At 54.0% G+C, this 13170-nt stretch carries 8 protein-coding genes; 3 read left to right on the top strand and 5 right to left on the bottom strand.

Going from position 1 to position 13170, the window contains the following annotated elements; translation table 11 throughout:
* The 3 genes from Q0711_RS00870 to Q0711_RS00860 all read right to left on the bottom strand — a co-directional run.
* Window positions 1-903: 8-amino-7-oxononanoate synthase (locus tag Q0711_RS00870; protein ID WP_299041302.1), on the bottom strand; the 903-nt coding region annotated here is incomplete at its 3' end.
* A complete protein-coding gene (locus Q0711_RS00865) occupies window positions 896-2695 on the bottom strand; it encodes a hypothetical protein (RefSeq protein WP_299041300.1) in 1800 nt (599 codons plus the stop codon). The genes Q0711_RS00870 and Q0711_RS00865, both read right to left, overlap by 8 nt.
* A 47-nt stretch (window positions 2696-2742) precedes the next feature.
* Complete coding sequence (locus Q0711_RS00860; protein ID WP_299041298.1) at window positions 2743-3495, bottom strand: response regulator transcription factor; 753 nt, start codon at window positions 3493-3495, stop codon at window positions 2743-2745.
* Between the two features lie 235 nt (window positions 3496-3730).
* On the opposite strand from Q0711_RS00860, the gene Q0711_RS00855 reads away from it, so the two are divergent.
* Complete coding sequence (locus Q0711_RS00855) at window positions 3731-6712, top strand: ABC transporter ATP-binding protein/permease (protein WP_299041295.1); 2982 nt, start codon at window positions 3731-3733, stop codon at window positions 6710-6712.
* Here the strand turns inward: Q0711_RS00855 and Q0711_RS00850 are convergent.
* Window positions 6709-7947 (bottom strand): aspartate aminotransferase family protein, encoded by a 1239-nt coding sequence (locus Q0711_RS00850; RefSeq protein WP_298612053.1) that lies wholly within the window; start codon window positions 7945-7947, stop codon window positions 6709-6711. The two genes, Q0711_RS00855 and Q0711_RS00850, sit on opposite strands and share 4 nt — an antisense overlap.
* Window positions 7948-8104: 157 nt before the next feature.
* Here Q0711_RS00850 and nrdJ point away from each other — a divergent pair, with 157 nt between their 5' ends.
* Window positions 8105-10378 (top strand): ribonucleoside-triphosphate reductase, adenosylcobalamin-dependent, encoded by a 2274-nt coding sequence (nrdJ, locus tag Q0711_RS00845; RefSeq protein WP_299041293.1) that lies wholly within the window; start codon window positions 8105-8107, stop codon window positions 10376-10378.
* A 23-nt stretch (window positions 10379-10401) separates the two neighbouring features.
* On the opposite strand, the gene Q0711_RS00840 is transcribed toward nrdJ, so the two are convergent.
* A complete protein-coding gene (locus tag Q0711_RS00840) occupies window positions 10402-11976 on the bottom strand; it encodes a serine/threonine-protein kinase (RefSeq protein ID WP_299041291.1) in 1575 nt (524 codons plus the stop codon).
* Between the two features lie 511 nt (window positions 11977-12487).
* Here Q0711_RS00840 and yqeK point away from each other — a divergent pair.
* A complete protein-coding gene (gene yqeK / locus Q0711_RS00835) occupies window positions 12488-13138 on the top strand; it encodes a bis(5'-nucleosyl)-tetraphosphatase (symmetrical) YqeK (protein WP_298612314.1) in 651 nt (216 codons plus the stop codon).
* Window positions 13139-13170 lie beyond the last annotated feature (32 nt).

Genomic DNA, 13170 nt, shown 5'->3' with positions numbered 1-13170 from the left:
CTCTCGGAGGGCGTGGCGAAGGGAAGGATCTGCTTGGAGTTGCTCAAGGGCAGCAAGGGCAGCAGCGGTATCCGCCGCTGAGAGTCCGGTGCTATAGATCCACGTGCTGGCGCGGTGTTGCAGATAGGTGATCAGGTCTTGGGAACCAGCAATGTATCCCCCTAAACTGCCGAGGGCTTTGCTGAGGGTTCCCATCTGAATCACGGTCGGGCTAGATTGCCCCAGGGCGGCTAAGGTGCCGGCACCGTTAGTTCCCAACACCCCTGTGCCGTGGGCATCGTCCACCAGCACCATGGCTGTATAGGCCTCCGCCAGTTGCAAAATCTTATCCAAGGGAGCAACGTCCCCGTCCATGCTGAAGACACCATCGGTGAGGATAAGACAACGGCGGTATTGGGAGCGATAACTCTCTAGGAGTTGGGCAAGGGCAGCGGCATCGTTGTGGGGGTATTCACAGAACTTAGCATGGCTGAGGCGGGCGCCTTTTTTGAGACAGGCATGGTTGTAGGCATCCCCCAGCACCAGATCCCGCTGATCCACAAGAGCAGGAATGGTGCCGAGATTGGCTGCAGTACCGGAACTAAAGACTAAGGCTGCTTCTGTGCCTGTCCACTGGGCGATCGCCCGCTCTAACTGCTGGTGAAGGGGACGTTGGCCGCTGAGGAGCCGCGAACCTGTTGCCCCGGTTCCCCACTGGTGAATGGCTTGCATGGCCGCTGCTTTCACTTGGGGATGATTGGCAAGCCCCAAATAATCATTGCTGCAAAAGTTAATCAACGGACGCGGCGGCTCGCCAAGGGTGACCATGGCTCCCGGTGCACCACTAGGGGTGGGTTGCCGATACCACTGGGCACGGTGCAGGGTTTTGAGCGCAGGTTTCAACCAGGCAAAGGGATCAGCCATTGCCAGCAATCAGGATGGGATCACGGGAAGAAGATTGTTTGAGCGCATCGTGATTGGCGATGAGGTAGTCAATGGCTTGGCGAAAGAATTGCTTCTCACAGCCGTGGAAAAGAAGCTGATCTAAGTCCATCTGCTGCAGTTTCTGACTAAGCTGCTGGCGATAATCACCATCCTCTACAAGTCGCAATGCCTTTTCCACGTACTCACGATCGCTCCTTGCAACTAATTCTTCTAAGCCCACTTCTTTAAGAATGGCCGACCCAATGCGGTTGTACCAGCGCTGTCCCTCATAGGTGACAATGGGTTTGCCAATAAGAAGAGAATCCACTACCGTGTTACCGCCACCAAAGGGGTAAGGATCAAGGGCAAAGGCTCCCCGCTCCATTAAGGCCATATATTCACTGTAGGGCTTATGGAGGATGACCTGAAATGAGCGGGGCGGCAGAAACCGCTGCAGATCTCGCACAAACGGCAAAAAGTCATTCCTCGTAGCTACCGCAGTGCCAGCAAAGATTTGGAACAAGAGGGGGCGCTGGGTCTGGCGGAGGATCTCGCGCAGGAGTTGTAGCAACTTAGGATTCACCTTTTGGGCATACCAACTACAGTTAATCACCAGGGGATGGGTGGCAGGAGGAAGATATTGAGGCTGATATGGCGGGCGGATACAGCTTTGACCCAAGCCGGGCAGGAGAATCAAGCGTTCGCTGTAATGTTGAGCGGCTGTCGCTGGCTCCACAGCAGCACCACCGATGAAGTAATCGATCTCAGAACCAAACGTACTGACGGGGTGGCCATACCCCATCACTTGAATTGGGGCAAGGCGCAAATTGCTGAGAAGAATGTTTTCTGCATCCATCCCAATATCGGGGTAGTAAACGAGCATCAGGTCGTTCTCAATCAATGGACTCAGGTCAAACTGGTGATTGCTCAAGGGGAGGGGATAAGTGGCAACAAAGCCGCTGGTATCAGGAGTAACACCATTGCGGGGAAAGTAGTATAAAACAACCTCATAGGTTTCTTGGAGAGCCTTGACAAAGGGCTGAAGAATGCGATAAACAGATGTGCCGGAAAACCAGCGCCCAGAGATAACGCCAATCCGACGCGGGTTTGGTTGATTGCGAATGGTAATATGACGGGTAACCAGTTCTCGAATTTTGGCGTTTAGCTTTGCCTTGAAGCGACTATCCCCTTCTCCATCAATATAGGTGGCGCCAAAATTCATGTGGTGAAATTCCACCAGCACATCCAACCGATTATCAAAGGCCGCCATTAAATCTTTGAGCCGCTGTTTGGTATGGGGATTGGCACATAAGCCGGCATAGCGGGTAAAGGAATAGCAGTACCACAGGCTGGCGAGGCGGGGGGATAAATCAAAAAACCGTTGGATGGGGTATTGACGACGATTGCGGGGGGAGTAGAGGGTAAGTAGTTTGGCAAAGTTGTTGGGTTGTTGTTCTAGTAAAAGTAACCAAGGATCGGTGGTACGGAAGTTAGAAATAGCCACCAGATTGGAAATGACGCCATTTAGCTTCAAGAACTCGGGCACATGGCGATCGCTAATGATGTAATCTGGCTGAGTAAAGAGGTACAGAAAGTGTTTCACAAAGGCGTTGATGGCGTAGTGCTCCTGGGGGGTTAACTGGAGGTAAGTTACTTGCTCAAAATGACGCAGCAGGTTCAACAGTGTCTCAGAGAGCGCTTCCCATTGCTGTTGGCGGTAAAGGTCAAGGAGGGTGTGGGGATGGAATTGCCATTGCACTTGTGAGGTGGTTTTAGTAGGCGAAAGACTCATCTTTTCCTTGGCTTCTGCGGTGTCCTCTATTGTAGGACATAGGGTATCTAAACCAAAACATGGGTGGGCGATCGCCGGTCAAAGGGGCCAGTTCGACGGCCGGGGCGCGGGGAACGACCATTCAATGGCTCAAGGTGCAGCCGATAACCGACATTGCGCACGGTTTGAATCAGGCGCGGCTGCTGGGGATCCACTTCGATTTTCTTACGCAAAGATAAGATATGCGTATCCACCGTGCGGGGGTTCTCAATACTTTCTGGCCAAGCTCGCCGCAGCAACTCCTGACGACTTAAAGGCGTGCCTCCCATTTGGGTGAGGACATAGAGTAAACTAAATTCCTGCGGTGTCAAATCCACCGGCACATTGCGAACCACCACTCGCCGCTGCACTAAGTCCACCTGTAACTCACCCAAATTCAGGACACTCGGTAAATAGGGGCGTGCTCGCCGTGCCAAGGCCTCAACTCGAGCAAGAAATTCCTGCATCCCAAAGGGCTTGGCCAAGTAATCATCGGCACCTGCCCGCAGCGCTGTCACCACATCCGCTTCCTCCTCGCGGGCAGAAAGAACCAGAATTAAAGGAGTACCTTGATAGTGAAGCCAGCGGCATAGTTCCAAACCTTTGCCCTCCTTCAAATCCAGATCTAGAACGACTAGATCGGGATGCCGCAGTTGAAACACTTCCTGCCCCTGTTGACAGTCACCGGCAAGATGAACGATGTGCCCCACCTGCTGTAGGTGCCAGCCAAGGAGAGAACGCAAGTGGGGGTTACTTTCAATAATTTCAACGTGCATCACCATGAAGACATCCCCACAACAACAGCGGAGTAAAGAGATTGGGTTGTATATCTTTGGGAGAATTTGTAAGAAGAGACAACGGAAGGGCAATGGCTAATCAATTGAATGCTAATCTAGCAAATTTAATACCTATGATTTCGTAACGACTAATACTTTAGGGTTTTTTCTTGTTCCCAATGTAGAAAATTCTGCTGCTTCTATGAGTGACACAATAAAGTGAGATTTCTAAACAAGCGGTATGGCTGTACCGATTCTTGAACTTTCGGCCGCTGACGGTTCACGACAGCAAATTCAATTGGGGCGCGATCGCCTGCTCATTGGTACCGACCCCCAAAGCCAAGTAATTCTGGTTGGCGAGGGGATTTCCCGCCACCATGCCTTAATTATTCCAAAGGAGACGGGTTATGAAGTGGCGGATCTGGGCAGCGCCAGCGGCACTTTTTTGAATGGCACGAAGCTGCGGCCCCGCACTCCTGTGACTCTCAAGGCGGGCGATCGCCTGCAAATTGGGGACTTTGAAGCCATTTTTGATCCCGATGGCATGGTGACAACGCAACTACCGAGCACCGTGGTCATGGGGGCTGCCAGTACGCCGATTTTGCAGGTGGCGACACCCCACTGGTTGCAGGAGTTTCCCCTGCTGAAGGAGGAACTGGTTCTCGGTCGAGATCCGAAGGCGGACATTCCCATTGACCATCCTTTTGTCTCTTTTCACCATGCCAAGCTGGTGCGATCGGGGAATCACTACAAAATCGTTGACTTGGGCAGCAAAAACGGCCTCCACTGGCGCGGCACAACGATTAGCGAACACACCTTGGCACCGGGGGATGTGATTCATGTGGGGGAATCTCTGCGCCTGACCTATTTGTTGATGCCCGCCACCCAAGTTGTCGAGCAAACCCGCCCCCTGCAACTGCGCGATCGCCAGCAGATTCGCCTTGGCCGTGACCCCAGCAACGATATGGTGCTGGATCATCCTGTGGTCTCGCGGTTTCATGCCCGCCTCTACCTTGAGGAAGGACAATGGTACATTGTCGATCTCGACTCTGCCAACGGTACTTTCATCAATAACCAGCGCCTTGAACCCCGCAAACCCGTGCCCTTACCCACGGGTGCTTTGGTGCGGATTGGCCCCTACAGTTCGCTTTTTACCCCCGACGAAACCATTGTTCCCCACAACGACAGTGGTAACCTGCGCCTCGATGCCATCCACCTCAGCAAAACCACTGCCAAGGGAGCAAAGCTCCTGCAAGATATTTCCCTTTCAATTTTGCCCCGTGAGTTTGTAGCAATTGTTGGTGGCAGCGGTGCCGGTAAATCAACGCTCCTCGATGCTCTCAATGGCTTTCGTCCTGCCACGGGGGGCACCGTACTCGTCAACGGCCATGATCTGTACCGCTACTTTGGCACCTATCGCACCCAGATTGGCTATGTGCCTCAGGATGACATTATCCACAGCGAGCTAACCGTGGCTCAGGCCTTGGACTATGCAGCCCGACTGCGCCTACCCGCTGATTTTAGTGAAAAAGAGCGACAGGAACAGGTGAACCGCGTTCTTCGGGAACTGGAGTTAACCGCTCGCCGGGATGTCTTGGTTAAACAACTTAGTGGAGGCCAGCGCAAACGAGTATCCATTGGTGTGGAATTGCTCACCCGCCCCAGTTTGTTTTTCTTGGATGAGGCCACCTCTGGCTTGGATCCGGGGACGGAAACACAAATGATGCGGCTGTTGCGCCAGTTGGCGGATCAAGGGCGCACGATTTTACTCGTTACCCATGCCACCAAGAACGTGATGCTCTGCGATTTGGTGGTGTTTTTGGCACGGGGCGGCCACCTTGCCTACTTTGGGCCACCGGACCAAGCCCTCAGTTATTTTGATGTTCAAGATTTTGATGAAATTTACCTCAAGATTGAAAGCGAACCCAATCCAGCGGTCTGGCAGCAACGCTATCGCCAGTCCCATCTGTACCAAACCTATGTGGTGGAGCGGCAGCGCCCCCTCAATGTGGATACGGCGGCAACACGGCAAATCCAACCCCAACGTCCGAAAACCACAATTCCGCAGGTGGCACCGTGGCGGCAGTGGTGGATCCTCACCCGGCGAAACTTAGCCATTTTGCGACAGGATCGGGCGGCACTCATTCTCATGCTTTCTTTGGCACCGATTTTGGGAGCCTTGGATTTTGTTCTCTGGAAGCCCACGATTCTCGATCCGAAGCAGGGGGATGCAGGGCAGGCATTTACGATGGCCTTTGTCACTGTGTTGATTGCGGTGATGGTGGGCAGCCTAGCCACGATGCGCGAAATTGTGAAGGAACTGGAGATCTATCGCCGTGAGCGGATGGTGGGATTGGGGCTGTGGCCCTATATTTTCTCAAAGCTTGCTCCGGCGGTGGTGCTGGCCCTGTACCAAGCAGCGATCTTCTTGGGGATGAAGTTTTGGGCAATCGATCTTAGCCTCGGTTTTGGGGCGATCGCTGGCTTGTATTTAACCCTTTTCCTGGTGACCTTTGGCGGCATGGTGATGGGGCTACTGGTCTCTGCCCTCTCACCAACTCAAACCGTAGCTCCCCTGTTAACAATTCTCTTTTTGGTGCCGCAGATTACGTTTGCCGGCGCCATTATTCCCCTGAAGGATCTAGGGGATGTGGGCAATCTGATCAGTGATGTGACGTTGACCCGCTGGAGTTATGCCAGTGTGGTATCCCTCTTCGGCTTTGGTCAGGAGGTGGCGCGGGATGCCTGCTGGCAGCAAACAAAATCTGAACGGCAGAAACTGAGTCGTCAAGCCCTAGAGCTGTGTCCCTGCTTTGACGAGAACCTCTTTCGACGTTGCCGCTTTCCGGGGGTGCGCAAGGAATACCACCCTGCGGTGGATGAACCTGAACCCCCACGCCCTCCTGACCCCGGCGATCCGCCAAGTTTGCCCAATTCGGTCTTAGAGTTTAATCAGGCCTATCGCGATCGCGTCGAGGAGTACAATCAACGGGTCAAGGACTATCAAGCAGCCATGGAGCGCTGGCAGGATACATTTGCCCGCTGGAAAGAGCAGCGAGGGCGGGCGATCGCCAGTGGCGAAGCCCTCATTGATCGCTTTTGGAGTCTTCAGGGGCACACCTTTAACGCTAATGTTACCGCCAATAACCTGCGCTTGGGGGGCATTATCGCCCTGATGCTGGGGCTAGTGGGGGTCTTTCAAAAACGCAAGGATGTTCTTTAGGCTACGAAGTGCCCAAAGGCTCGGCTCACTGCCCCTAACGCCATGTCAATCTCCGCAGCACTGACAATCAAAGGTGGGACAAAACGCACCACCTTGGGCCCTGCCGGCACCAGCAATAGCCCCTCCCCAATGGCCGCCTTTACAACCTCCGCAGCGGTCAGGGGGATGTCGGGGTGCAGTTCGAGACCGTTGATCAGCCCCCAGCCGCGCACTTCAGCAATGAGGTGAGGATAGGCCGCTTGGAGTTGACACAGTCCTGCCCGCAGTTGCTGCCCGCGATCGCGCACATTTTGCAGAAGATTCTCTTTTTCAAGGGTTTCGCACACCGTGAGGGCTGCCGCCGTGGCCAAGGGGTTACCACCAAAGGTGCTGGCATGATCCCCCGGCTGAAAGACGGCACAAAAATCCTTGGCAATCATGGCCCCAATGGGAATGCCCCCCGCAAGACCTTTGGCAGTGGTGAAAATATCCGGCTCAACACCGAGGGTTTCGTAGCCCCACAGGGATCCGGTGCGACCCATGCCCACTTGCACCTCGTCAAAGATGAGAAGAATGCCCTTGTCGGTGCAGAGTTGGCGAACCTGCTCAAAATAGGTGCGATCGCCGGGGCGAACTCCCCCTTCCCCCTGTAAAGGTTCTAAGAGAATAGCTGCCACTTGGGGTTGAGGGTGATCCAAGGAAGTCACGAGAGCTTCCAGGGCGCCAAAGTCGTTGTAGGGCACATAGGCAAAGCCCGGCACCAAGGGGTCAAAGTGCTGCTGGTACTTCGGCTGACCCGTCGCGGTAAGCGTGGCGAGGGTGCGTCCGTGGAAGCTGGCCTGCGCCGTAATGATGATTGGGCTATCAATGTGGCGCACGGCATGGGCGTATTTACGGGCCAGTTTAATCGCGGCTTCGTTGGCTTCAGCCCCGGAATTACAGAAAAACACGCGATCGCCACAGGAGTGCGCCACCAACCACTGCGCCAGTGCCCCCTGCTGGGGAATGTAATACAAGTTTGAGACGTGGTGCAGCGTTTGCATTTGCCGACTCACCGTCTCCACCAAAGCTGGATGGGCATGACCGAGGGTACAAGTGGCAATTCCCGCCACAAAGTCCAAATAGCTGCGGCCTTGATCATCCCAAACGCGGCAGCCTTCCCCGCGCACGAGCGCAATGGGAAAACGGCCATAGGTGGTCATCACCACTTGGTCAAAGGCATCGGTTCTGAAGGACGTTGGGGGAGCAGTAACCATTAACCTTTGGATTCACAGCAAAAGCTTCCTGCTATCCTAGCATCTCCCTCTCCCTGTGGCAGAGGAGTTCAGAGTCTTTCTATAATTAGTGCCTGTTGACCCCTAAGGATTGCTTCGGTACACTACACCTAGTATTTAGCCATTGCATCCTGCCCCTATGGTGCAAAATCCTCCCCGTCTCCAAACCGGCTTCCCCGCCACAGTCCTCACAGCCTATCCCGTGTTTTACCGCACCTACAGCCGCCAAAACGAAGCAGGTGAGCGGGAGACGTGGCAACAAGTGTGCGATCGCACCCTCCAAGGCCTGCAGGAAGTGGGGCACCTCACCGCAGCAGAAGTGGCGCTTCTGAGGGAAATGCAGCAGGACTTGAAGGCACTGCCCTCTGGCCGTTGGCTGTGGGTGGGGGGAACTGATTGGGTGCGCCAACCGCAGAACTTTTCCGGTGCCTACAACTGCACCAGCACCAATGTGGTGGACTGGGAGTCCTTTGGCCTGATGATGGACTTGGCCATGCAGGGCTGTGGCACAGGTGCTGTCCTTGAGCAAAAATACATTTCCCAGTTGCCGCCCATTTGCAATCGCCTTGAGGTAACTGTTGTCGGCCAGATTGGTCAAACCCCCAAGGCAGCGCGCCAAGAGCAAACCACGGTGACCCTCATGGGACAGACCTGCCACATCAAAGTGGGAGATAGCCGCCAGGGCTGGGTGAAATCCTACCAAACACTGCTTGAACTGGCGAGCAACTCGCAACTGGGGGGAGCCGTGCAGGTGATCATTGACATTAGCGATGTGCGCCCCACAGGAGAGCAACTCAAGGGGTTTGGCGGGGTTGCCAATCCTGTGAAACTTCCCGACCTGTACCACCGCTGTGCCGCACTGTTGAATGCAGCAGTGGGTCGCCAATTGACCTCGGTGGAGTGCTGTTTGCTAATTGATGAGGCAGCCGTTGTGGTCGTGGCTGGCAATGTCAGGCGATCGGCGGGTATGCGTCAGGGGGCAAGTGATGATCAGGCTTTTGCCCAAGCCAAGCAAAATCTCTGGCAGCAGGATGAACAGGGCAATTGGCGCATTGATCCAAAGCGCGATGCGCTGCGCATGGCCAACCATACCCGTGTCTTTCACACCAAGCCTACTCTTGAAGAATGCGTCAATGCGGTGCGCAGTCAGTTCTATTCAGGGGAAGGAGCCATTCAATGGGCAGGGGAAGCCGTAGCCCGTGCCAATGCGGATATTTTGGTTAGCCCTGAGCAAAAGCGCAACTTTCTAGAAGCCTATAGCCGAGGAGAAGGGAGAGCCTATTTGCAGTCTCTACTTGCGGATGTAGGGGAGAAAGAACTGACCCATCGCTTGGCTCGCTATGGTCTTAATCCCTGTGGTGAAATTATCGGCAGTGACTTCCACTGCAACCTTGCGGAAATCCACCTCAATCAAATTGATCCAGCAGATACGATCACACAGGAAAAAGCCTTCAAAGCTGGCGCGCTTTCAGTTGCGGCTCTCCTCAACCATCGCTTTACTGTCGATCGCTATCAGTACTCCCGTACCGTTGATCCCATTGTCGGTGTCAGCTTTACTGGACTCTTTGATTTCTTTGTCCAGGCCTTTGGCGTGCCATGGCTGGAATGGTGGGCCGCAGGACGACCCAATACAGCTCAAGGGCAGGAGTTCAAAGCCCAAGAAGCCGACTTTTTGCAACGCTGGCGACACATTGTCCATGAGGCCGTCTGGGAGTATTGCGATCGCCACGGCCTGAAACGCCCCAATCGCTGTACCACCGTCCAACCCTCCGGCACTAAATCCCTGCTAACGGGTGCCTCCCCTGGCTGGCATCCCCCCAAAGCCCAACGCTTCATTCGCCGAATTACGTTCCGCAAAGGCGATCCGGTGGCCATGGCCTGCTATGACTTTGGTTACAACATCATCCCCTCCCAGTCCGATAAAGATGAAACTGGGAAACTTCTTGACGATCCCTTTGATCCGCGGTGTACGGAGTGGCTGGTGGAAATTCCCGTTGCCGTTTCTTGGGCCGATCTGCCGGGGGCAGACGCGATTGATATTAGCCAGTTTTCCGCATTGGCGCAGTTTGACTTCTATATGCAGGTACAGCAGCACTACACCACCCACAACACCAGTGCCACTATTGAGCTGCGGGAACATGAAATAGAACCCCTTGCGAACGCTATTTACAACGCTATTCAAGAGGATCAAGGGTATATTTCTGCTGCCCTATTGGCTCGTTTTGATGCCCATGAAACCTTCCCGCGTCTGCCCTTTGAACCCATTAGCAAAGAACGCTACGAACAGGAAGTTGCGGCTGTGGCGCGGCGCAAGCGCGTCAATGATTTTCACGAGGCTCTCTCCCGCTATACTCAGCCCCTCATGGAAGCAGGCCCTGCCGGCTGTGACTCCGATAAGTGTCTGAGGTCTTAGGAGAAGGGGGCAAACTCGCCCCTCTATTTAGGTAACTTTGTAAACCAATTCTTCTTAGCGCGATCAAGCTGCCCCTGAACCATACCAGAAACAATACTAAAGTCTGCGCCACAAATATCGGCACCTGTAAAGTTTGCTCCTGAAATCGAGGCATCCAGAAATTTGGCTCCCCTTAAATTTGCCTTTGTAAAGTTGGCCTGCACCAAATAGGCACCGCAAAAATTGGCATCGCTGAGGTTAGCGCCTTGGAAATTGGCTTCCCGTAAAACGGCATTGGCAAGGATACAGCCCTTCAAATCTGCATTTGTAAAATTGGCATTGGCAAAGTTGGCACCCGACAGATCCGCATTGCGGAGAACCACATTGGAAAGATCCACATCTACAAAATCCCGCTCTCCCCGTTTGTAAGCTGTCAGAAGTTGTGACGCTGTCATCCGTGGCGTGACTTTAGCGCGTAGGTGTTGACCCGAGCCTGTGCCGACAACGGGCGGCCCCCCCGCTTGAGTTCCGGTCGTTCGCAATTGTCGCAATCGAGCTGCTTGGGCATTTTGGCTCACAAAGGAAGCATAGCTAGCGCGCTGAGTTGTCTTTGGAGTCCGAGGCCTGCCTTGACTAGGCGGAGCTGAGAGGGCATTACTGAGATCGTCATCCTCTGGGGCAACGCTAGGGATAGCTGCAGCGGATGTTTGCTTGGACCCCAAGAGTTGTAAATCTGCCAAGACATCCATGGCACTTTGATAGCGGTTTTTCACCGCATCCTCCAGCATTTTGTCAAGGAGAGCAGCAAACTCAGGGGAGATAGTTTTGACGTACCGCTTCCACTGCCATTCACCGGTGCGTGGATCCCGTTCAATCTCCTTGGGTGATTTACCGGTGAGGAGATAAATACAGGTGACACCCAGGGCGTAAATATCGCTGGCATAGACGGGGCGCATCGCCATCTGCTCTGGCGGCGCATACATGGGAGTGCCCACCGCAAAGCTAGTAAATGTAGAAAGCTCTGGCGCATTTTCTATCATTGCCTGGGTCACTTTGTCTTTGACGGCACCGAAGTCAATGAGTACCAGTCTTTTATCAATATCGCGACGGATGAGGTTGGCGGGCTTAATGTCGCGGTGAATCACCCCATTTTTATGCAGGTAATCGAGGATGGGGAGCACCTCCTGCAAGACCTGCTTTACCTCCTCTTCGCTCTTGGATCCAAAGCGCTTGACCTCCTGTTGAAGCGTAAGACCCTCCACATATTCTTGGACTAAATAGAATTCATCTCCATTTTCAAAATAATTAAGCAGACGCGGCAGTTGGGGGTGGTTGCCAATTTTGCCTAGGGTGGTTGCTTCCCGCAAAAAGAGTTCCCGCGCCATCGCCAAGATATGGGGTGCAGTGGCAGCGGGCCGCAATTGTTTAATCACACAACTGGGGTTGCCGGGTAGTTTTGTATCAACAGCAAGATAAGTCGTTCCAAATCCTCCCCGCCCTAAGACTTTAATTGCCTTGTATTGATCATTCAGCAACAGTTTGCTGCCACAGGCTTGACAAACCTCTACATCGTCAGGGTTGTCTGGTTTGACACAGTTCGGGTTTAAGCAGTAACTCATAGGCAGCCAAGGAGATGAATAGCAGCTTCAACAGGAAGGGAAGGAGGATAGGATACCCCGTTTTAGGTCAAAGCTTACAGGTAATGTGCCCCCACCGCTAGGATGATTCAGTAGTTTCGACAGGACGACTCCGTACTTCTACGATACTCTTTTTTCTTTGCCTTACCCTATCCGTAAAATTACGGAAGTTTGACCCAGCGGGCGGCACGCCCCGCCGTTTGGGGGGCTAAGGATAGCGCAATCGGCACAGCCGTTCTATAACTTTGCTGTCGGCCACCACCACGCCGACCTACGGCAGGACATGCCGGAAGTGACGCTTGGGGAGATATGAGCAGCGGATACGCCCTCGGCCTAGGAATCTACCAAAGCGACTTAAGCTGGGCTTGAGCGCCGCAGGAATTCCCGGCCGGGGGGGATGTCAATGTTTTGAGGGTTGTCTCCCAGCCTTGTGAAAAGCGCCTTCGTTATGATACAAGGGTAGCACTTCATCATCCCTGCTGTGGCTTTGGCTATGACTTCCCTTGTAACACCTGATTCTAAAAAGTCCCTGTGGGATCGCCAGCAGGTTTTAGCATGGCTGACGGAAAATGTGCCGGCACCCCGACTCCAACATATCCTGCGGGTAGAGACGATGGCGGCGGAGCTGGCCCTACACCACGGTTTGGATGTGGATCGCGCCGCTTGGGCTGGATTATTACATGATTTGGCGAAATACTTTCCCCCGCAGCGGTTGTTAAGGATGGCACAGGAGGCGGGGCTACCTATTACGGACGTAGATGCAGCAGATCCCCACTTGCTCCATGCCGATGTGAGTGCCTTGGTGGCGCGGCAACAGTTTGGTATTACCGATGAGCAGGTTTTGGCAGCCGTGGCCAATCATACTTTGGGTCAACCGGGCATGGATGCCTTAAGTTGTGTCGTGTTTCTGGCGGATAGCTTGGAGCCGGGGCGGGGTCAGACAGCGGAGCTAGAGGAATTGCGCAGGGTAGCTCAGCGAAATTTACAGGAGGCGGTGTGGCGGGTGTGCGATCGCACGCTGTTGTGGCTGATTGATCAGCATCGCTTAATTCATCCGCGCATGATCCTCACCCGCAACTGGGCAATGCAGGTGGCGCCAGCAAAACCGAAAAAGAGTGAAAAGAAAGGCACTGGCAAGATTTAGAGCCATTGCTACCCTAGAAAGCAGGTTTGATC

The sequence above is a fragment of the uncultured Thermosynechococcus sp. genome (genome assembly GCF_937958135.1).
GTDB lineage: Bacteria > Cyanobacteriota > Cyanobacteriia > Thermosynechococcales > Thermosynechococcaceae > Thermosynechococcus.
This window is presented reverse-complemented; position numbering and strand designations above follow the sequence as displayed.